Below are 20131 nucleotides of genomic sequence, written 5' to 3'. Positions count from 1 at the left end.
GTCTTTCTGCAGGGCAGCGTAAAGCTGCCCTGCCTCATGTGCTCCTCACACCGTTGTAAAACAAGCCTGATATGACTGCCTGATTAAACGGCCTGCACTATGGCTTAACAAGGTAGTTGATCAACTAAAAGTATGTTGTAATTACAGAGGCGCATCAGCTTCACTCTCTGCGCCCGTTGCCGTCAGAAAACGCTGCAGGATGGCGTTATTACGCTGCCCCTGTCGGGTCACAATCGCGATTTCGCTGCTGAAGCACAGCCGGGCAGGCGCAATCGCACGCATCTGCTCCAGCTCACACCAGCGTGCTGCATAGTGATCGGGCAGAAAGCCGATATAGCGTCCGGTCAGGATCAGAAAAGCAATCCCTTCCCGGTCAGAGGCCGTGGCCGTGCAGTTAAGTGACTGATGCAGCGCAGCGGCTTCCGCACTCAGACGGTAACCCGGTGCTATCGCCTCATGGCGAGCCAGCACCGACAGATCCATTTCATGCGCCTGGCTGAAAAGCGGATGCGTGCTGCTGCAGTAAAGGCAGGAGATCTCTTCATAAAGCGGGGTATAAGCCAGGCCCGACACCGGCGCGGTATAGGGTAGCGCGCCCACGTGCAGGCGACCGTCGAGCAGGCCCTGTTCAATATCAGCGGCCGTGAGCATACTGATATTAATGCGGACGTCGGCCCCCTGTTCGCGTAATGCTTCCAGCGCCTGAGTAATCTGCATTCGCGGCTGCGTCACCAGATTATTGATAATGCCGATGTTCAGCTCGCCGCGCAGCTGTTTATGCATCTGGTTGATCTGCTGGCGGAAGTCCTCGACGGCCACCATCAGGCTGGCGCTGAGACGCAGGATCTCACGGCCCTCATCCGTCAGGGCAAATCCCGCCCTTCCGCGCTGACAGAGCCGCATCCCGAGACGCTTTTCCAGATCGCTCATATGCAGGCTGATTGCCGAGCGGGTAATGCCCAGCCTGCTTTCGGCGGCCGTAAAGCTGCCGCATTCGCTGACGGTTTTAAACAGCCGCAGTAGGCGCAGATCGAAATCAGTAACCTGCGCCAGCGTTTTAGGTTTCATTCAGGTGAGTTTTCCGCTGACTAAACTTAAGTTAATTAGCATTTAACTTAACCGATGCCTGATTGCAAACTCTGGCTATACACTCTGGAGAAACTGCTATGTCTGAACGTATTGATACCGCATCCCTGAACCTGCAGTCGCACTGGATGCCCTCCAGCGCCAACCGTAATTTCCAGCGCGACCCGCGCTTTATCGTGGCCGCGGAAGGACGCTGGCTGACCGATGATAAAGGGCGGCGCATTTATGACAGTTTGTCAGGACTGTGGACCTGCGGCGCAGGCCATACGCGCAGTGAGATCCAGCAGGCGGTCAGCCGGCAGCTCGGGGTACTGGATTACTCCCCCGGTTTTCAGTATGGCCATCCGCTCTCATTTCAGCTGGCAGAACGTCTTGCGCAGCACATGCCGGGCGATCTCAATCATATCTTTTTTACCGGTTCCGGATCTGAAGCCGCAGACACCGCGGTTAAAATGGCGCGCGGCTACTGGCGGGCCAAAGGTCAGCCGGCCAAAACGAAACTGATTGGCCGCGCCCGCGGTTATCACGGGGTGAATATTGCCGGTACCAGCCTCGGCGGCATTGGCGGTAACCGCAAAATGTTTGGACAGTTTATGGATGTGGATCACCTGCCGCATACGCTGCAAAGCGATCTCGCCTTTACACCGGGCCAGGCTGAAACCGGCGGCGAGGCGCTGGCGAATGAGATGCTGAAGCTGATTGAGCTGCACGATGCGTCAAACATCGCCGCGCTGATTGTTGAGCCGCTTTCCGGCTCCGCCGGCGCCATTATTCCGCCGCGGGGCTATCTGCAGCGCCTGCGTGAGATCTGTACGCAGCACAATATCCTGCTGATTTTTGATGAAGTGATCACCGGCTTTGGCCGCATGGGACGCTGGACCGGCGCAGAGTATTTTGGTGTGACGCCGGATCTGCTCAACTTTGCCAAGCAGATCACCAACGGGGCCATTCCGCTGGGAGGCGTGGCGGCCAGCAGCGAAATCTACCACACCTATATGTCACAGCCGCTGCCAGAGCATGCGGTGGAGTTTGCCCACGGCTATACCTACTCGGCGCATCCGGTCGCCTGCGCAGCGGCCATCGCGACGCTGGACCTGCTGGAAAAGGAGTCGCTGATCGCGCAGTCGGCTGAGCTGGCTCCGGTATTTGAACAGCAGCTGCACGCGCTGCGCGGCTGTCCGCACGTGGCAGACATTCGCAACTGCGGGCTGGTCGGCGCGATTCAGCTGGCACCCCGCGAGGGCGATGCCACACTACGGCCTTTTGAGGCGGGTATGCTGTTATGGAAGGCGGGATTCTATGTCCGCTTTGGCGGCGATACGCTGCAGTTTGGTCCGATGTTTGCTGCTCAGCCTGACGAACTCGACAGGCTGTTTAATGCGGTAAGTGATGCACTGCATCGTGTGGCTTAAGCGGTTACGTCAGCGCTTTCGCCTGCCGCAGCCGGTAATAGAGCAGCGACAGTAATATCAGCAGGCAGCCGAGCATCTGCCGTGCTGACATCGCCTCGCCATACCAGAGCGCCGCCGCCAGTACCGTCAGCAGCGGCTCTAAAATCATAATCAGTGCGGCATTCGCGGCGCTGGTCATGCTCTGTCCTTTCAGCTGCAGCCAGAAGCGCAGGCTGGTTGCCATCAGCGCGCTGGCCGCCAGCCAGCTCCATGATGCCAGCGTAACCTCCTGCGGCCAGCTTTCAGTGAACAGCGACAGTACGCCTGCCACTGCGCCCGTGCAGGCGAGCTGTACCGTAGCCAGCGGACAGACGGGAACCGTAGCGGCAAAGCGGGTAGTGAAACAGAAGTAGACCGCCTGAATCAGCGCGGCGCCCAGAAACAGCAGCTGACTCAGTTCAAAATGCAGATCCTGCCTGAGCGTCAGCAGAGCCAGTCCCGCTATGCCCACCGGCAGAGAGAGCCAGAACGCGCGTGCCGGGCGGCTGCGCAGTATGAGCCAGGCGAAAAGCGGCACAAACAGCATGGAGAGGCTCATGATAAATGCCCCCTCACCCAGCGAACGCGTGGTGGCAACGGCATAGATCCACAGCAGCATATAAGCAGACTGCAGGAGACCACTCATCAGAACCGGCCTGATATTCCGCAGCGTATGGCGCAGTTCGGCGGCGCGGCAGAGCAGCAGCAGTATCGCGCTGGCAGAGAGAAAGCGCAGCGCGACAAATGCCAGTGCGGGAATACCGGCTATCGCCTCACGCGAGCAGATCCAGCCAAACGCCGCAATGAGCGTAGTGCTCACCAGCAGGGCATCAGCCTGACGTTGTTTGGTTATCATTTATCTCTCCGCAGCGTGCGTGGTCACTATCAGCTCTGGGCGCTTACCAGCCGGACGGCAAAACCAAAGAACAGCATACCGGTCAGCATGTTGGCAAATTTAACCAGCCGCGTGCGGCTGCGCAAAAAGCGGACCATTACCGCGCCCGCCACCAGCAGCACGGAATAGTAGCTGAAGCTGATCAGCTGGATCAGCGCACCCAGCGTGGCGAATGCCGGTGCGGTATGCGTGACTTTCGGGTCGATAAACTGAATAAAGAAAGAGACGTAAAACAGGATAGCTTTAGGGTTAGTCACCCCCAGCAGTACTGCACGCAGAAAGTAGTTTTCCGCTTTGACCGGTTCAGCAGGCTGCGTGTCCGTGCGCTGGCGCAGCGCGCCCATAATAATTTTGATACCCAGATAGAGTAAAAACATCGCCCCCAGATAACGCACCATCATAAAAATATGCGGGCTGGTGCGTATCAGCGTGGCCACCCCCGCCCAGGCGAGAAAGATCAGGATCAGATCGCCTGCCATGACACCCGCAATCGCTTTAGAAGCCGCTTTGATGCCGCGCCCCATGCCGGTGCGTAAAACATACAGACTGTTCGGGCCAGGTAACAGAATAATCACCAGCGCACCTGCCAGAAATGTCCATAAATCGATAATGCCTAAATCTTGCAACATCAGTGCCATAGCTCCATTCGCCGCGCGTTATTTACACGACGTAATCATAGTATTTATACAGGGTTTACCAGACGACAACGCGCAGCTGCCGCGCGCTATGGTAGCAGGTATTCCATACAAATCGCACGCCTGCAGCGCGCTGTTTCCCGGTTTGAAGAAGAGAGCAGACGTTAATGGCGGAAACGGAGGGTAACGTGTCGGGTAAACCGGACGGGGCGTCCCTGCCCCGGTTTTTATACTTTGCTTTCAGGCAGTACGGTTAACCGCGGCTGATACTTTCGGTGAAACAGCGGATACGCGATGCTGGTGACAACCAGACTGATAATCCATGAGATATCCACACCGGGGATCAGTTTTGCATACGGACCGGAAAAAAACGCATTTTCAATAAAGGGGATCTGTACCAGAATGCCGGCAAAATAGACCAGCAGTGCCTGCAGATTAAGCCGCCCGTAGCGTCCTCCGTCGGCCTGAAATATAGCGTCCACATCGTAATGCTGTTTGTTGACGTAGTAGAAATCGAGCAGGTTAATCACAATCCACGGGATCAGTACGGCAATCAGCGCCAGGATAAGGTTGATGAAAAAAGCCACAAAGTTCTGCGACGCCGCCAGGGCAATCAAAATGCTGCCTGTCAGCACCAGGGCCGACACCACCAGCCGTACTGCCGCCCCCGGCGTCCAGTGCGGACGAAAGGTTTGCACAGCCGTTATCAGCGACAGCACCGCACCATACAGATTCATCGAGTTATGGCAGATGATATTTACCAGAAACAGGATCATCAGCAGCGGTCCCAGCCAGCCAGTGGCGTGACGTACTGCCACCATGGCGTCATCCGCAGGAGCAATACTCACGGCCATCATGCCAAAGACAAATGCCAGAATCGTCCCGCCACAGGCGCCGAGATAAGTGGCCCAGAAAGGACGGGCGATACCCACATCTGCGGGCAAATAGCGCGAATAATCTGAGGTGTACGGTGAAAAGCTGATTTGCCACACGGCCCCAATGCAAAAGGTGCCGAACCACCCTGCTGCACTCATCGAGCCGCGCTGCCAGAAATCTGCCGGTAGCGGCTGCGATAACATCAGCGTCAGTCCAAGCAGCAGGGCTGCTCCCATAATCCATGCGCCAACTTTATTGATCCGGTGGATAAAGCGGTAGCCTATCACGCCGATCGCTGTTGCCAGCACGGCACCTAAAATCGTTGCGCTGGCTACCGGCAGTACCGGAATAACATTGTTAATTACCCGGCCAGAAAGCGAAATGTTGGAAATAAAAAAGCCAAGATAGATAACGGTGGTGAAGCTGATCACCAGCAGCGAGCCATAGCGCCCGAACTGCGCGCGACTCTGCACCATCTGCGGAATGCCGGTTTTAGGTCCCTGCGCTGAGGTCAGCGCAAGAAAAATGCCACCAAACAGATGACCGGCGACAATCGCAGAGAGCGCTGAAATCACATTGAGATGAAACGTTTCGGTTGCGATCGCCCCGCTGACCACCGCCAGCGGAGCAATATTGGTGCAGAACCAGAGCGTGAACAGGCTGTGCGGCTTGCCGTGTCGCTCAGACACCGGCACATAATCCACCGACTTGTTCTCGATAAACTGCCCCTGACGTGATGATTTTTCCACCTTACCCTCCGGTTGAGATGCAGAATTATTATGTGTTGCAGATACATCACTGGCGTTTAAATGCCATAGCCATCCCGACGATGTGCGTCTCGTCTTCTCTCAGGAGAAACTGCTGGCGGTAAGACGCCTGATACTTAACGATCCGGCGGGCAATGGTGTGGATGGCCAGCGCCGGAAGGGGAATTAACGCATGATAAAAGGATCGTCGATGGGTTCATCGCTGGTACGCAGCCAGACGGTTTTGGTTGTGGTGTACTCCAGCGCTGCGTCAACGCCGCCTTCGCGCCCAGAACCTGACTTGCCGTAGCCACCGAAGGGGGCCAGCGGTGAGACAACCCGATAGGTGTTCAGCCAGACCACGCCGCTGCGCAGCTGGCGTGTAATACGGTGTGCCCGCGTCAGATTTTGCGTAAAGACGCCTGCAGCAAGGCCATATTCAGTGCCGTTTGCCAGCCGCAGCGCCTCCGCCTCACCGCTAAAGGTCAGCACTGAGAGCACCGGACCAAACAGCTCCTGCACGACACTCTCTGCTTCCGGCACGCTGCTGCAATCAAGGATCGTAGGCGGATAATAAAAACCGGGCTGGCTGACCGGCTCATGCCCGATAATCAGCTGTGCGCCCTGCTCCAGCGAACGACTGACAACCTGCTCGATATTCTGTTTCTGACGCAGTGTGCAGAGCGGGCCAAACTGAGTATCGGTCTGCTGCGGGCAGCCAATGACAATGTCGCGCACTTTACTCACCAGCTTGTCAATAAACGCCTCTTTAACACTGGCCTCTACCAGAAGACGCGAGCCCGCGACGCAGCTCTGACCCGACGCTGAGAAGATCGCCGCCACCTGAGCGTTAGCCGCACTCTCCAGATCGGCATCGGCAAAAACGATGAACGGGGACTTGCCCCCCAGCTCCAGTGAGGTGCTGGCGAGGTTCTCCGCGCTGCCGCGAATAATATGGCGCGCCGTTTCTGCTCCGCCGGTAAAGGCGATATGATCGATCAGCGGATGCGCAGTGAGCCGTGCCCCGCACTGCTCAGCAAATCCGGTGATAACGTTAATCACGCCGGGCGGAAAACCCGCTTCATCAATCAGCTCTGCCAGCGCCAGAAGAGGAGCCGGTGCCACTTCTGCTGCCTTCACCACCAGCGTACAGCCAGCGGCAATCGCCGGGCCGATTTTAACCGCAGAGAGAAATAGCTGACTGTTCCAGGGAATGATTGCCGCCACCACGCCCACCGGTTCGCGTCTGACCCACGTTTCCATATCGGGCTTGTCGATACTGAGCGTAGCCCCCTCCATTTTGTCAGCCAGCCCCGCGTAATAGCGGTAATACTCTGCGACGTAGGCAATCTGCGCCTGCGTTTCACGAATAATTTTGCCGGTATCCAGCGTTTCAATACGCGCCAGCCGCGCCGCATCCCGCTCAATCAGATCGGCCAGCCGCAGCAGCAGTTTACCGCGCGCGCTGGCGGTAAGACCGCGCCACGCCTCTGACGTAAACGCGCGGGCAGCTGCCTCCACCGCGTGGTCAGTCTCCTGCTGTTGTGCGCCGGCGATCGTGGCCCAGGGTTCTGCTGTCGCCGGATTAAGGGATGTGAACGAGGCAGCGCCGGTTACAAACTGCCCGTCAATGTAGAGTTTAAACGCGTCCATCTCTCTCTCCGCTTAGTGGAATTCCGGAACGACCTGTTCAATAAAGCGCATCAGTGAGGCCTTTTTGCGTTCAAAGGTCATCCCGCTGTCGAGCCACAGCGCATATTCGTCATAGCCCAGTGCTTCATAGTTTTTCAGCCGTGCGATCACTTCGTCCGCCGTACCGATAGCCAGGTTCTGGCGCATTTTTTCTGCGCTGTAATACGTGTTAGCGGCCATCTCTTTCTCACTCAGTGGGGCAATAAGCCCCTGCGTCACTGGTCGCTCGTTTTTAAACCAGGCGCCGAAATAGTGGTAAAAGCGGTTCAGCTCCTCTGCTGCCTGCTGTGCATCCGCCTCATCCGCCGCCACGAAACCGTGCTGCAGTAACATGATTTTCAGCGGTTGCTCCGGGGCGTATTCCCGACACGCCTCTTTAAACGTGGTGATCAGCCGGACAATCTCCTCGTCCCCCTGATGCAGCGGCGTGCACTGCACGTTACAACCCTGTTTAACGGCAAACTCATGGCTGTTGGGATCGCGGGCAGCAACCCAGATGGGGGGATGCGGCTGCTGTTTGGGTAACGGCGATGACGTGGTGGAAGGAAACTGCCAGAACTCGCCCTGATGAGTATAATCACCGCGCCAGAGCGCTTTTACTGCCGGGACCAGTTCCCGCATGCGCTGGCCGGCCCCCCAGGCATCAAGCCCTGGCAGCAGACGCTCATACTCATACGCGTAGGCCCCGCGCGCAATACCCAGCTCCAGCCGTCCGTTAGTGATGATATCGGTCATTGCCGCCTCACCGGCAAGGCGAATCGGATGGGTAAACGGCGCAATAATGGTGCCGGTGCCGAGCCGCACATGCTGTGTGCGGTGCGCAATATCCACCAGATTAATAAAAGGATTGGGGGCAATGGTAAAATTCATACCATGGTGTTCACCGGTCCAGATAGCGTGCAGACCACCGCGGTCGGCGATTTCACACAGCGTCATCATCTCTTCGTAGAGCTTATCCTGTGCATCATCAGCTGAGACGCGCTCCATATGCAGAAACAGAGAAAGCTTCATACCACCTCCTGATGGGCTGGCGTAACGAACTGGCGCACAGAGCCTTGCGCTTCATCACCGTAATAAAGGCCATAATTACCCGCCGCGTATTCACGCATATAGCGCCCCAGCAGCGCCTGCAGCGCACTGTCGGCGACCGGCATGGTGGCCAGATCCTGCAGATCCCGCCACTCTCCCTGGTCCACAACGGGCAGCGTACTGCCCGTGGGCTGCGCACATAAGAAGACAATATGCTGCTGCTTTTTCTGCCTGTCTTCCCACATGGAATAGATAAAACCCGGACTGGCGGCAATCTGCAGCGTACTGAACACCTGCGTCAGCGTTTCATCAACACTGCGACCGCGCATGGTTTGTGCCGGCAGACTGTACCCTTCTGACTGCCGGACCAGCAGCACCTGACCGGCAGATTCGATAAGCGCACTCACCACGACATCCGGCCCGCTAATCAGCGACTCCGCCTGCTGGTAAGGTGTGAAATAGGCGCCGCGATAGTAGCCCAGACCTGCAGTGCCGCTGGAAGCGAATTGCAGCACATTACCGATCAGGATCGCGTGGTCGCCCGCGTCAATCACCTGATGCAGCGAACACTCAAACCAGGCCGAACTCTCATCAATCAGGGGTGTACCCTGCTCTCCGCGTCGCCAGCTGACGCGCGCAAAGCGATCGGCAATCTTCTGCGCAAACACGTTCGACGTCTCTTTCTGCTGTTCTGCCAGAATATTGACGGCAAAATGGCGGCACTGCGTAAAGTGCTCAAAGTTAGCCGACCGTTTGTCGATGCTCACCAGCAGCAGCGCCGGGTCCAGTGATACCGAGGAAAAAGAGTTAGCGGTAAAACCAATTGGCTCACCATTCGCATCGTGGGTCGTGACTACGGTTACGCCCGTCATAAAGGCACCAAAGGCGTCACGCAACTGTCTGCGTTTATCTGCGTCCATAAGTTACTCCTGAATAGGCTCTTGTGACGTGACGTGTGCTGCAACCGGCTCGAGGAAAGAGAGCATCTCTCGTGTTACCCGTTCAGCATCGGTCAGATTCAACATGTGTCTGGCGTTATCGATAACCACCGCCTCACCGTAAAGCGCAGCGCTGGCCATCTGTCGGGTCATGTCCGGGCTGGAGTTGGCGTCCAGTTCCCCCGTCATTACCAGCACCGGACAGCGCATCTCTGCCCAGCGATCGGCATACAGCGAGTCGCCCTCAGCGAAAGCCTGATAGGCACGCGCATAGCCTGCCGGGCTGACCTGCTGCAGCCACTCACCGACTTTGTGTCGCAGCGGCTGCTCCTGAGGGGTAGCGCTGAACCAGCGCTCCAGTGGCGCATCCAGCTGTACGTTGCCGCTTGCCAGCTCGTGAGCGCGCTGCAGTACCGCCGCCCGGGCAGCAGCTGAGCGCCTGAATACGCCGCTCATCACGATTGCCCGGCTGACATAGTGCGGATAATCAATCGCCAGTCCGGCGGTAATCAGAGCGCCCATTGAGTGCCCGGCAACAGCGAAGCGTTGTTCTGGCTGGGTGGCGAGAAAGGCCGCCAGCCAGTCGACATAATCGGCCAGCGTCGCATGATGCCCGAAGCCCGTGCTCTCGCCATGTCCGGGCATATCCACTGCGATCACCCGGAAATGGCGGCTCAGTACCGCTATCTGGGGAAACCAGGCTTCAGCATTCATGCCCACACCGTGAATCAGTACCAGGGGGGTGCCTGTTCCCGCTTCGAGATAGCTGACCTGTGATAACGCCTCAGACAGCCGCTGGATTTTTCTGATCATGGCCAAGCTCTTTAAGATCAAGATAACGGTTACCGATACGGTGGTGCGGCCGTCCGCCCAGCGCAGCGCCCAGCGCAATCACGATCTCGTCACTGAATGGCGCATCGTTAATATTGAACTGCATGGTCAGGTAGTGTTCACGTGAGCCCTCATCTTCTGTTCCCATCATCGGAACCAGAATCGGCGTGTTGGCCGGGCCGCGCGTATTATTGAATGCCAGATAGGTTTTGCCCTGCACTGCAGAACGGTAGTGATTACCAAAATGCAGCGTATGAATCAGCGCTGAGGCGTGCTCCAGCTCGCCGTTCAGTCCGGTAACGGCACATTTGCCATAGGCGACCACGCGATCGCCGCCTCCCGCCTCTTTAACGATGAGTCCGGTCAGCAATTCGCCCAATACCGGCGCCATCTCACGGATTTCCGGTGCCAGATCTTCAACAAAGCCTCTGCCAGCCCACGGATTTTTGACCACGGCTGCAGCGGCAATCATCACCAGCGGCGTGCCTGCCGCTTTGCCGCCGTCGGTATACAGCGTTTCAGTTGTGACGATGGTTTTACGAATGTCCGGATGCATGTAATCCCCTTTCAAGTTAACGGTTTGTTAATTACTACTGGTGAAAGGGGTATAACATCGGCGCTTTTGGGATGTCAAAAGTTGGTATACCATCATACAGTCATACATTAATTAGCTGCTTTTTCCGCTTCAGCGTGCGCCAGCTGCGGTTCCGGCCATCTTTTGACTCTCTGTTCAGGTGCATCGCGTCGGATACCAATACTGCTGCCGGAGTGTGACTGGCCTCAAATAACTGATGCAGGCCTGTACGACAGGATAAATTTATGTTGCTGATAAGTAGGGGGTTTCAGGAAAAGGCGTGATGAGAACCGAAAAGCGTCAGCGATCGGTGATAAAAATGTGAGCAATGACAAATTACTGGCGCGACCGCATCAGGATAAACCGCAGCACCGTTTATTACTTTGTTGCTTCAGGCCCTGTTGCCCGTACTACCTGCAACGTTGCGTTCATTGCCATAACAGTGCTAATAGTAAAAAAGAGCGCGCGCAGGGCTGCGCGCAACGATTCTTAACGCAGGACAATAGGGAAGATCATGATTGCGATTCACTCCTTAAGGATTGAAAACACGCCGGTGACTCTCCGGGAACTGGCGCTGGTGAAAGTAAGACAGGCAATCATCTCGGGCTATTTTAAAGCGGGCGATCGTCTGGTTGAACGCTCACTGTGTGATGAGCTGGGTGTCAGTCGTACCGTGGTGCGGGAAGTGATCCGTTATCTGGAAGCGGAAGGCCTGATTGAAAATCTGCCCAAAAAAGGGCCTATCGTGGCGCGGCTTACCTGGGAGGTTGCGCAGCAGATCTACAGCATACGGCAGCTGCTTGAATCTGCAGCCGCAGAGGATTGCGCCCGTACAGCCACAGCGGAAGACAAGCAGGCGCTGCACACGCGGCTGATGCGGATTGCCAGCGCTTCTGAACATCATGACGATATTGAGCGGGTTGAAGCGTCGCAGGCGTTTTACGAAACGCTGTTTTCGATTGCAGAGCATCATATCGCCTGGGAAATCGTGCAGCGGCTCAACAGCCGCATCAGCCGTCTGCGCGCCCTGACGCTGCGTAGTCCTGAGCGTCAGGTTGCCGGATTTGAACGTATGTCGCGTATTTACGCTGCGGTTGAAGCCAGCAATCCGCAGCAGGCCAGAGAAGCGGTGATTCAGCATCTGACGGAAGCGGCGCAGCTGGCGAAAACAATTCTGACGACGGAGGAGTAGCGATGACTGCTTACTGGATAGCTCACGTTACGGTGCATGATGCTGAGCGCTATCAGCGTTACCGGGATCTTGCACCGGCAGCTTTTGATAAATATCAGGCGACCTTTCTTGCACGCAGTGAGCACGCGCTGACGCTGGAAGGTAAAACCTATGCCCGCCATGTATTAATCGCGTTTCCCGATTATCAGACGGCCGTTGAGTGTTACCATTCGCCAGAATATCAGCAGGCGCGGGCAGCGCGGGCTGACATTGCTGAAGCGATGATCGTTATTACTCAGGGCGCAGACTAAACCAGGAACGCTACCGTAATCTTTAAATTATTTATCTGTTCAGCAAAATTAACTCATCGAACAAAATTCGTACGCCTGCGTAATCGTTGCTACTATAGTGACGCTAAACAGCAATGCGTTGCTGACGAGAAAGTTTACCGGTTATCGTTCGCCTGCCCGCCTCGCGGGCTTTTTTTTGCCTGCCGTTCAGCCTTTATCTGCCAGGCGCGGACGTTCCGGGCGAAATCCCAGTCCGATAAGGCGTCCGAACAGATGCCGCAGAAACGGGTAGCGGCTGATGAACTGTGGCACTTTGGATGGCGCGCTGCGCGTGCGTTTTTTACTGCTCATCTTGATCTGCAGAAACTGCGTGGCGACCGTGGGAAACTGACGCCGCCGCTGGACTTTCTGCAGCGTTTTAAGGTTTACCTCACCTTTCAGCAGCGCGGGCGTCAGCAGATTAGCGGTGGCCACCGCATCCTGAATCGCCAGATTGACCCCTACGCCCCCGATAGGCGACATTGCATGCGCTGCATCACCGATACAAAGGACGCCTGGCCGGCACCAGCTATCGAGACGATCGATTCGAATCGACAGCAGGTGAAACATCTCCCAGCCGGTCAGCGCCTGCATACGCACTTCACTGAACGGCGCAACCTCAGCAAGCTGTGTAATAAACGCAGCGATATCGGTCTCTTTCAGTCGCTCAAACTCGCCTTTTTCGATGGTATAGCCACACTGCCAGTAGTCACCGCGATCGATCACGATAAAATTCTGTTTCGGCCCTTTATGACCCATTCCGAGCGCCAGATCGTCGGGCTGTTTAGCGAGTGAAAACCACAGCACATCACGCGGCGCGCCAAAATTCTGGCTGGTTAATCCCGCTTTAGCACGAACCTGCGAATGACGGCCATCTGCCCCGACCACAAGCGGCGCATGAATAGTGTGACCCTGTAACGTCGTCAGGCCAGTAATCCGATCTCCCTCTCTGATGAAGTCAGCAAAGCCGGTATCGTGCAGCAGGGTAAAATTATCAAAGGCGCGGGCTTTACGGGCCAGAAAATCGAGAAAATCCCACTGCGGCATAAAGGCGATAAAACGGCAGCGCACCGGCAGGCGGGAAAAGTCCGCCATAGTGATCTCTTCGCCACCGACTTCCGCCTGCAGTTTCTCAGTGCGCTGATGCGGCAGCGTTAACAGCTCATCCAGTAATCCAAGCTGGTACATGATCTCCAGCGTAGAAGGATGGATCGTGTCGCCACGAAAATCACGCAGAAAATCCGCATGTTTTTCAATAATAATAACGTATACGCCGGCGCGCGCCAGCAGGTATCCCAGCATCAATCCTGCCGGGCCACCGCCTGCAATACAGCAGTCAGCATAGAGAGATTTATCGTTTTGCATCTGTCAGTTCCGCATCAATTCACTGAGAATAATTATCATTTATATAGCATATTATTACCGCAGGACGATAATCAGAGGTGCTTTAACACGTTTTTAGCAATCGCAGCGCTGCAATATTCTGTAAACATTAAAATAGCGTGTTTCATATAGTTTCCTTGCGGACGCCGCAGCTTATTCCAGGCTTAAGAGATAATTTTTTACACGAGATAAGCAGCCATGAAAGAGCAGAACCGGGATGTCGGCATTAAACCTTATGGAGGCTCAGCGGGCGGCTGGGGAGCACTGAAAGCGGTAGCAGATGCGATCCGGCATCAGATGGCGGTAAAACAGGATGTTATCGCCTTATTCAAGGTCAACCAGCCTGAAGGGTTTGATTGTCCGGGCTGCGCCTGGCCCGATCCACGTCACGCCTCCTCATTTGAATTTTGCGAGAACGGTGCCAAAGCGGTTTCCTGGGAAGCGACCAGTAAACGCACTACGCCTGCCTTTTTCGCCGCGCATACCGTCAGCGAACTCTGGGAGCGCAGCGCTTTTGAACTGGAAGGTGAAGGACGCCTGACCCATCCCATGAAATATGATGCAGCCAGCGACACTTATCAGCCGATTGAATGGGACACGGCGCTGCAGGAGATTGGCGCGCTGCTGCGCGGTTATGACGATCCTGATAGCGTTGAATTTTACACCTCCGGCCGCGCTTCAAATGAAGCGGCCTTTCTCTGGCAGCTGTTTGCCCGTGAATATGGCACAAACAACTTTCCCGACTGCTCGAATATGTGCCACGAACCCACCAGCGTAGGCCTGCCAGAGTCGATTGGCGTTGGCAAAGGTACAGTAGAGCTGGAGGATTTTGATCACGCCGATCTGGTGCTCTGCATTGGACACAACCCTGGCACCAACCATCCGCGTATGCTGGGAACACTGCGGGAAGTGTCAAAACGCGGCGCGAAGATTGTTGCCATCAATCCATTGCGCGAGCGCGGGCTGGAACGCTTTACCTCACCGCAAAGTCCGATTGAAATGCTCTCAATGGGGTCCACGCAGCTGGCTTCAACCTACTACAAGGTGCGCGTTGGCGGTGATGCAGCCATGCTTAAAGGCGTGATGAAAACGCTGCTGGCTATGCACGATAAGGCGCTGGCGGCCGGTGAACCGCCGGTTCTGGATGAAACCTTTATCAGTGAACATACTGAAGGTTTTGCGGCGCTGAAAGCCGATCTGGACGACACCAGCTGGGATCATATCCTGAAAGTTTCTGGGATGGACATCGCTGAGATCCAGAACATTGCCCACCTCTACGCCGCCGCAGAAAACACCATTATCTGCTACGGGATGGGTATAACCCAGCATCAGTACGGCACGCAGAATGTGCAGCAGATTGCGAACCTGCTGCTGCTGCGCGGCAATATCGGCCGCCGCGGCGCAGGCATTTGTCCGCTACGCGGGCACTCAAATGTTCAGGGCGATCGCACGGTTGGCATCACAGAGATCCCCTCACAGACCCTGCTGGACAGTCTGCAGAAGGTCTTTGGCTTCACGCCCCCGCAGCAGCACGGGCACGGCGCGGTGGCGGCGATTCAGGCGATTCGCGACGGGCGCTCAAAAGCGCTGCTGTGCCTGGGCGGTAACCTCGCCGAAGCCATCTCCGATCCGCAAATCACCTTTGAAGCGATGCGCAAGCTCGATCTGGTGGTTCATATGGCGACGAAGCTCAACCGCTCTCACCTGCTGATGGCTAAGCACAGCTACCTGCTGCCGGTGCTGGGACGTACGGAAAGGGATCGCCAGGCTTCGGGCGATCAGAGCGTGACCGTGGAAGATTCTATGTCAATGGTTCACGCCTCGCGCGGCACGCTGGAGCCTGCATCTCCGCATCTTAAATCGGAACCGGCGCTGGTTGCCGGACTGGCCAAAGCGACGCTGCCGGCCTCCCGTGTAAACTGGGACAAAATGGTCAGCGACTACAGCAACATTCGTGATGCCATTGAAGCCGTGTTTCCCGCTTTTGAGAACTTTAACCAGCGCGTTATGCAGCCGGGCGGTTTCCGTCTGCATAATGCGGCGTCTGAACGTGTCTGGCTGACGCCGTCAAAGCGCGCGCAGTTTAAAGTGATGCAGGGCATCAATGAGGATCCGCGCTCGCTGAAGTGTCACGATCTGGTGCTGACCACGCTGCGCAGTCACGATCAATACAACACCACGCTATACGGGCTAAACGATCGGTATCGGGGCATTACCGGGCGGCGCGATGTGCTGTTTATTTCCGCTGATGAAGCGGAGAGCCGGCAGCTGCGCTCCGGGGATACGGTCGATATGACCGCGCTCGATCCGCAGGGTAACCGCACCCATCGCCGTATGAAGAACCTGACAATCGTGATTTATGACATGGCCCCCGGATCGGTAGCCGCTTACTATCCGGAAGCGAATATTATGGTGCCACTCGACAGCCACGATACGCAAAGCGGTATTCCCGCCTATAAAAGTATCCCGGTGGTGATTGAGCCTTCCGTTGCCACACAGGCTGACAGCAGCGGCGTGCTGCGTTGAGGCTATGGCCCCGGATACGCATTACCACGCTATCCGGGGCCGCAACTCAGTGGCGTATAGCACAGCCGCATTGCGACATTTCGCCGGGAATATATTTCCCCTGATGGGAGTGCCGCACTTCCAGTTCACCCTGCTGCCAGCCGCTGTTGTTGTCAGCGCCCTGCTCCAGTAACCGGTTTAACGTTTCTGTCACCCGCAAATCGCTGCGCGGGGCCCAGCGGGTAAGATGCCAGGTGGACATCGCCGCTTCAGCCACGTTACCGTATCCCGTTACCGCAACGTGTGCGCCCTGACCAAAATCACGCACAGCCTGCAGCGCGCCAAACGCCAGCTCATCGCTGCTGCACACCAGCGCGTTGATACGTTCGGCGGCACGGGTTTTCTTCAGATACGCCATCATCGATTGATACGCCTCTTCGCGCCGCTCACGGCCGGCTGTCAGCAAAAGCTGCACCTCTTTTTCCTGCGTCTGCAAACCGGCATTGACGCCTGCCAGCTGACGAGCTATCTCCGGCGTTTCACCGGCATGCATAAAGCCCGTCCGCTGATGCCCCTGAGAAAGCAGTAGCAGCGCGAGCGCTTCGCCTGCGCTGTAGCGATCGCTGGCCAGCGTCTGTGCATCCGCATGAAGCTGCGCAACCGCAGGCAATATCTCTGCTGCCAGGCTCTGTTCATCGTCACAGACAGAAGAGAGGAACAGCAGATGCGTGACCGGCAACGCCGCGGCATTCTGCAGCGCCTGCTGCAGTTCACTGCGTGATTGCACATGAATCAGGATGCTGACCAGGCCACGTTTGGTGAGCTGAGCGCTGAATGCGCTGAGCTGACAGGCGGTTGCCGCATTTTCAGGTGTGCGGCAAACCAGCGCAACCAGTGAAGTAGAAACTGACATCGAAGAGGCTCCTGCCAGTCCTGACTGGCGTGATGAAGGTGATAGTCTCTATTCCACGTTACCCGAATAATTCATTATCGCCAATGACCGGCTGTACGCCCTGATGGATACTCATGCGCCGGACGAAGGTTCAGCCACCGTACAGGATAACGTGAGCCGCTGATGAACGATGTCCTTAAAATCAATTTGCGCCGGCAAATGGTACACTGTTGCCACTTATATTCTGTTTGCGGGATGTTTATGCACGTGACTATTGATCAGGCCGATCGGCCTTTTATCCACCGGCTGCTGGGCAGCGAGCCTGAAAGCATCGCAGCCAGCTCCGCTGACGCGCAGCGACTGCAGCAGGCTCTGGTTATTGCTCGTCAGCAGAAAAACCATGAAGCCGATCTCGACTGGAAACGTAACGCGCTCTACCTGGTGCTGTTTCTGTTTTTGTATGGCGTCCTCGGCGCATCGTTAACGCTTGATCTCACCGGTCTGGCGCAGGATTCGCTGCATAAAAGTATCGCTTATGCCCTGCAGGCGGTGCCGGTGCTGATCGCTTTCTCGGGCCTGTTTATCTCGCTGCTGTTTCTGTTTGTGACGCGCGGCAGCGCGCGTCGTCTGCGCAGCTGGGACCAGGGCATCTGGATACTTGAGAAATACACAGGCTGTAACCTCAGTATGCAAATCAACGAAATGGGCGCACGCGCGACAAATTATTCACAATCCGCTATCAGCGTGGCGCTGGCGCTGTTTATCTGTGTGACCTGGGTGGTGATGTATAACTTCTTTACCTTTACCACCAGTGGCGTCATTGGCAGCGTGATTTCTCTTTTTATCACCACCATGACTTACGTCATGCTCGATATTCAGCTGCTGAAGTCAGGCAAGTCGATCGCCATTGATGAACCTTTAATTCCGTCGGACGACGAGAAAACGTCATAAGCCGGGCAGGTCAGATGCGCGGGTAAGCTGCACCCGCCCGCGCACGCCAGGCGTCCCGTCAATCCTTAACTATACTCAGCATGGGATTTTTATGATGTTGTGTAAGGAGTGACAATGAAGATTTGGCCTCTGGTTGCCGTCACCGCGCTTTCATTAACGCTGGTGGCCTGCAAATCGCCCACCCCGCCAAAAGGTGTCAAGCCGGTCTCCGGTTTTGATGCAGAGCGCTACCTGGGTAAGTGGTATGAAATTGCCCGTCTCGATCACCGTTTTGAACGCGGTAAAGATCACGTCACCGCCACGTATAAAAAGCGCAGTGATGGCGGCCTGGTTGTGATCAATCGCGGCTACGATCCGGTGAAGAAAAGCGGGAGTGAAAGCGAGGGTAAAGCTTATTTCACCGGACGCTCTGACGTCGCGGCCCTGAAGGTCTCGTTCTTTGGGCCTTTCTATGGCGGTTACAACGTTATCGCGCTGGATGATGATTATCAGTATGCGCTGGTCAGCGGCCCGAATCGGGGCTACTTGTGGATCCTGTCGCGTCAGCCGCAGATCCCGGAACAGGTTAAGCGTGATTACGTTAAGCTTGCCAGGGAGCTGGGGTTTGCTACCGATAAACTCATTTGGGTCGATCAATCCTGATAACCCCTTTTCACCGCGGGGTGGTTTGCGGTTACCGCAGGTTTACGGTAACCTTGGCGCCCCTTTTTGCCCGCGAGACGTAACCTGACATGCATTCAAATGATCCTCTGCACGGCGTAACGCTGGAAATGATAGTGACTGCACTGGTGGAGCGTTACGGCTGGGCAGAACTGGCTAAACAGATCAATATCAACTGCTTTAAAAGCGATCCCAGTATCAAGTCGAGCCTTAAATTTTTGCGGCGTACTCCCTGGGCACGTGCAGAAGTTGAAGCGCTCTATCGGGATATGTTGTCGGAACAGCCTGAGAAAGATTGCGATAATGCCGGATTTAATCCGTGGACGCAGGGCAATAAACAGGATCATTAAGCATTATCAGGCAGGGCTGAATACCACCCTGCCGTGAATCTGTTACTGCGTATGTTTATCCGCTTCTTTCTCTTTTTTATTCGCCATGTGGTGACCTACTGCACATCCTGCTGCCGCACCGGCTACGCCGTGATGCTTAAGATGCCCTGCCACACCCCCTACCGCAGCCCCTTTCAGACAGCCTTTAGCCTGAACCTGCGTGGTGGCTGACAACAACACCCCTGCAGTGAATAAAGCAAATGCTATTTTACGCATATTCGTATCCCCGAAAATAAATGCAGATTGCATTCATGCTGAATATAGTAATGAAATTCCGGAATATCGAATTAAAGGTCTGAGATGGGTATTATTAATGTGTAACCAGAAATAAGTTACTAAAGGTTAAAATTAGCGAAAAGACGTGTCGCTGTTCTTATTCGATATTATTAAAAGTTCATCAAATAAAAAGATAATAGCCAGGTAGATAATGCAGAGAAGTGCAGTGATTTATATGCAGGGTCTGGCAGAAGCGACGGTGCAGGGTCGCCTGGTTTATCCACATTCCGCGTGAAAAGAGCAGGCGCAAACCTGTGGATAACCTTCTGCAGCCCGCATGGCAGGTACGCTGCCAGCAACTGTTCATTTTTTGAACAATTAAAGCAGCAAAGCCGCCCGCAGGCGGCCTTAACACTCATCACGCTGAATTATTTGTAGAGTTCAGCCGTCATATGCACACGGTTATTCGTATTGGCTTCAGTAATTTTATACTGTGCGCCCTGCTCCTGAGCCTGCGCTGCTATTTTAGCTTCTGCACCGTCCAGCGTACCGGAAGTGACAGAGATGCTCTGTGCAAAGCTCGCACCTGATACCAGCGTCAGGGCAGTTACGGCAGCAATTGAGAAAGCTTTCATGGTTTTCATACTTTTTCCTTAATGTCTGTTTTAAGGCACACGCCTTCGATAAGAGATATAGTAACAAATGAAACTATACATATATTGATAATAAATGCGTTTATTGTGATCATGCTAATCAAAATTCGCAGCCTGTCACACAGTTTATTTCACTGAGATTGACGTGTGAAATCTAACTGGCTTAACGCTTCGGATGGGGACTCTGTTGCGATGAAGAGAGAATAAGCGTATTGACGCTAGTTTAAAAGCTAAGCATTTTGCCGTTTTT

General features: G+C 55.4%; 20 protein-coding genes. 7 read left to right on the top strand and 13 right to left on the bottom strand.

The genetic code is table 11. The features are described 5' to 3' along the window. Window positions 1–141: 141 nt before the first annotated feature. Window positions 142–1068, bottom strand: coding sequence for a LysR family transcriptional regulator (locus B3041_RS01470; RefSeq protein WP_292968662.1), 927 nt, complete (start codon window positions 1066–1068; stop codon window positions 142–144). A gap of 98 nt (window positions 1069–1166) precedes the next feature. Here B3041_RS01470 and B3041_RS01465 point away from each other — a divergent pair, with 98 nt between their 5' ends. After that, a complete protein-coding gene (locus tag B3041_RS01465) occupies window positions 1167–2498 on the top strand; it encodes an aspartate aminotransferase family protein (RefSeq protein ID WP_292968661.1) in 1332 nt (443 codons plus the stop codon). A gap of 4 nt (window positions 2499–2502) precedes the next feature. On the opposite strand, the gene B3041_RS01460 is transcribed toward B3041_RS01465, so the two are convergent. The 8 genes from B3041_RS01460 to B3041_RS01425 all read right to left on the bottom strand — a co-directional run bounded on the left by B3041_RS01460 (window position 2503) and on the right by B3041_RS01425 (window position 10714). Then, window positions 2503–3369: a DMT family transporter gene (locus B3041_RS01460; RefSeq protein ID WP_292969226.1), complete on the bottom strand. Its 867-nt coding sequence runs from the start codon at window positions 3367–3369 to the stop codon at window positions 2503–2505. 32 nt (window positions 3370–3401) lie between these two features. After that, window positions 3402–4040 carry a leucine efflux protein LeuE gene (leuE, locus tag B3041_RS01455; RefSeq protein WP_292968660.1) on the bottom strand — a complete coding sequence of 213 codons (639 nt, stop codon included), beginning with the start codon at window positions 4038–4040 and terminating at the stop codon, window positions 3402–3404. A gap of 233 nt (window positions 4041–4273) precedes the next feature. Next, window positions 4274–5671, bottom strand: a complete 1398-nt coding sequence (locus B3041_RS01450; RefSeq protein WP_292968659.1) for a purine-cytosine permease family protein — start codon at window positions 5669–5671, stop codon at window positions 4274–4276. Between the two features lie 183 nt (window positions 5672–5854). Further along, complete coding sequence (locus B3041_RS01445) at window positions 5855–7321, bottom strand: aldehyde dehydrogenase (RefSeq protein WP_292968657.1); 1467 nt, start codon at window positions 7319–7321, stop codon at window positions 5855–5857. 12 nt (window positions 7322–7333) lie between these two features. Next, window positions 7334–8371, bottom strand: coding sequence for an LLM class flavin-dependent oxidoreductase (locus tag B3041_RS01440; RefSeq protein WP_292968656.1), 1038 nt, complete (start codon window positions 8369–8371; stop codon window positions 7334–7336). After that, window positions 8368–9309, bottom strand: a complete 942-nt coding sequence (locus tag B3041_RS01435) for a flavin reductase family protein (protein WP_065647437.1) — start codon at window positions 9307–9309, stop codon at window positions 8368–8370. The genes B3041_RS01440 and B3041_RS01435 overlap by 4 nt, the downstream gene beginning before the upstream one ends. A gap of 3 nt (window positions 9310–9312) precedes the next feature. Further along, window positions 9313–10140 carry an alpha/beta fold hydrolase gene (locus B3041_RS01430; protein WP_292968655.1) on the bottom strand — a complete coding sequence of 276 codons (828 nt, stop codon included), beginning with the start codon at window positions 10138–10140 and terminating at the stop codon, window positions 9313–9315. Then, complete coding sequence (locus B3041_RS01425) at window positions 10112–10714, bottom strand: amino acid synthesis family protein (protein ID WP_065647439.1); 603 nt, start codon at window positions 10712–10714, stop codon at window positions 10112–10114. Before B3041_RS01425 ends, B3041_RS01430 begins: the two co-directional genes overlap by 29 nt. A 532-nt stretch (window positions 10715–11246) precedes the next feature. Here B3041_RS01425 and B3041_RS01420 point away from each other — a divergent pair. Then, window positions 11247–11924, top strand: a complete 678-nt coding sequence (locus tag B3041_RS01420) for a GntR family transcriptional regulator (protein ID WP_065647440.1) — start codon at window positions 11247–11249, stop codon at window positions 11922–11924. Window positions 11925–11926: 2 nt separating this feature from the next. Further along, complete coding sequence (locus B3041_RS01415; protein ID WP_292968654.1) at window positions 11927–12214, top strand: DUF1330 domain-containing protein; 288 nt, start codon at window positions 11927–11929, stop codon at window positions 12212–12214. A 186-nt stretch (window positions 12215–12400) separates the two neighbouring features. On the opposite strand, the gene B3041_RS01410 is transcribed toward B3041_RS01415, so the two are convergent. Next, window positions 12401–13597 carry an FAD-dependent oxidoreductase gene (locus tag B3041_RS01410; protein ID WP_292968653.1) on the bottom strand — a complete coding sequence of 399 codons (1197 nt, stop codon included), beginning with the start codon at window positions 13595–13597 and terminating at the stop codon, window positions 12401–12403. Window positions 13598–13813: 216 nt separating this feature from the next. Here B3041_RS01410 and B3041_RS01405 point away from each other — a divergent pair, with 216 nt between their 5' ends. After that, entirely contained in the window at window positions 13814–16141 is a 2328-nt protein-coding gene (locus B3041_RS01405) for an FdhF/YdeP family oxidoreductase (protein ID WP_292968652.1), read from the top strand. Window positions 16142–16187: 46 nt separating this feature from the next. Here the strand turns inward: B3041_RS01405 and B3041_RS01400 are convergent, their stop codons facing one another. Continuing rightward, window positions 16188–17033 carry a substrate-binding domain-containing protein gene (locus B3041_RS01400; protein ID WP_292968650.1) on the bottom strand — a complete coding sequence of 282 codons (846 nt, stop codon included), beginning with the start codon at window positions 17031–17033 and terminating at the stop codon, window positions 16188–16190. A 240-nt stretch (window positions 17034–17273) separates the two neighbouring features. Between B3041_RS01400 and B3041_RS01395 the strand changes: the two genes are divergently transcribed. The 3 genes from B3041_RS01395 (at window position 17274) to B3041_RS01385 (ending at window position 18973) form a co-directional block, all read left to right on the top strand. After that, a complete protein-coding gene (locus B3041_RS01395; RefSeq protein WP_065647445.1) occupies window positions 17274–17963 on the top strand; it encodes a hypothetical protein in 690 nt (229 codons plus the stop codon). A gap of 114 nt (window positions 17964–18077) precedes the next feature. Beyond that, window positions 18078–18605 (top strand): outer membrane lipoprotein Blc, encoded by a 528-nt coding sequence (gene blc, locus B3041_RS01390; protein WP_292968648.1) that lies wholly within the window; start codon window positions 18078–18080, stop codon window positions 18603–18605. 89 nt (window positions 18606–18694) lie between these two features. Beyond that, on the top strand, window positions 18695–18973 hold the full coding sequence (locus B3041_RS01385) for a VF530 family protein (RefSeq protein WP_292968646.1): 279 nt from the start codon (window positions 18695–18697) through the stop codon (window positions 18971–18973). A 42-nt stretch (window positions 18974–19015) separates the two neighbouring features. Here B3041_RS01385 and B3041_RS01380 read toward each other — a convergent pair whose 3' ends face one another. Together B3041_RS01380 and B3041_RS01375 are read right to left on the bottom strand one after the other, a co-directional pair. Then, window positions 19016–19228 (bottom strand): hypothetical protein, encoded by a 213-nt coding sequence (locus tag B3041_RS01380; RefSeq protein WP_065647654.1) that lies wholly within the window; start codon window positions 19226–19228, stop codon window positions 19016–19018. Window positions 19229–19656: 428 nt separating this feature from the next. Then, complete coding sequence (locus B3041_RS01375; RefSeq protein WP_065647448.1) at window positions 19657–19872, bottom strand: YdgH/BhsA/McbA-like domain containing protein; 216 nt, start codon at window positions 19870–19872, stop codon at window positions 19657–19659. Between the last annotated feature and the right edge of the window lie 259 nt (window positions 19873–20131).

Origin of the sequence: Pantoea sp. UBA4549 (genome assembly GCF_002387285.1) — a bacterium.
In the GTDB taxonomy this organism is placed as follows: domain Bacteria; phylum Pseudomonadota; class Gammaproteobacteria; order Enterobacterales; family Enterobacteriaceae; genus Pantoea; species Pantoea borealis.
The sequence above is the reverse complement of the archived record's forward strand: the minus strand, read 5'-3'. Positions and strand labels throughout refer to the sequence as shown.

Coding starts and splice junctions, on each gene's coding strand:
- B3041_RS01470 (WP_292968662.1), bottom strand. CDS start 1,068: ATGAAACCTAAAACGCTGGCGCAGGTTACTGATTTCGATCTGCGCCTA.
- B3041_RS01465 (WP_292968661.1), top strand. CDS start 1,167: ATGTCTGAACGTATTGATACCGCATCCCTGAACCTGCAGTCGCACTGG.
- leuE (WP_292968660.1), bottom strand. CDS start 4,040: ATGTTGCAAGATTTAGGCATTATCGATTTATGGACATTTCTGGCAGGT.
- B3041_RS01445 (WP_292968657.1), bottom strand. CDS start 7,321: ATGGACGCGTTTAAACTCTACATTGACGGGCAGTTTGTAACCGGCGCT.
- B3041_RS01440 (WP_292968656.1), bottom strand. CDS start 8,371: ATGAAGCTTTCTCTGTTTCTGCATATGGAGCGCGTCTCAGCTGATGAT.
- B3041_RS01435 (WP_065647437.1), bottom strand. CDS start 9,309: ATGGACGCAGATAAACGCAGACAGTTGCGTGACGCCTTTGGTGCCTTT.
- B3041_RS01430 (WP_292968655.1), bottom strand. CDS start 10,140: ATGATCAGAAAAATCCAGCGGCTGTCTGAGGCGTTATCACAGGTCAGC.
- B3041_RS01425 (WP_065647439.1), bottom strand. CDS start 10,714: ATGCATCCGGACATTCGTAAAACCATCGTCACAACTGAAACGCTGTAT.
- B3041_RS01420 (WP_065647440.1), top strand. CDS start 11,247: ATGATTGCGATTCACTCCTTAAGGATTGAAAACACGCCGGTGACTCTC.
- B3041_RS01415 (WP_292968654.1), top strand. CDS start 11,927: ATGACTGCTTACTGGATAGCTCACGTTACGGTGCATGATGCTGAGCGC.
- B3041_RS01410 (WP_292968653.1), bottom strand. CDS start 13,597: ATGCAAAACGATAAATCTCTCTATGCTGACTGCTGTATTGCAGGCGGT.
- B3041_RS01405 (WP_292968652.1), top strand. CDS start 13,814: ATGAAAGAGCAGAACCGGGATGTCGGCATTAAACCTTATGGAGGCTCA.
- B3041_RS01400 (WP_292968650.1), bottom strand. CDS start 17,033: ATGTCAGTTTCTACTTCACTGGTTGCGCTGGTTTGCCGCACACCTGAA.
- B3041_RS01395 (WP_065647445.1), top strand. CDS start 17,274: ATGCACGTGACTATTGATCAGGCCGATCGGCCTTTTATCCACCGGCTG.
- blc (WP_292968648.1), top strand. CDS start 18,078: ATGAAGATTTGGCCTCTGGTTGCCGTCACCGCGCTTTCATTAACGCTG.
- B3041_RS01385 (WP_292968646.1), top strand. CDS start 18,695: ATGCATTCAAATGATCCTCTGCACGGCGTAACGCTGGAAATGATAGTG.
- B3041_RS01380 (WP_065647654.1), bottom strand. CDS start 19,228: ATGCGTAAAATAGCATTTGCTTTATTCACTGCAGGGGTGTTGTTGTCA.
- B3041_RS01375 (WP_065647448.1), bottom strand. CDS start 19,872: ATGAAAACCATGAAAGCTTTCTCAATTGCTGCCGTAACTGCCCTGACG.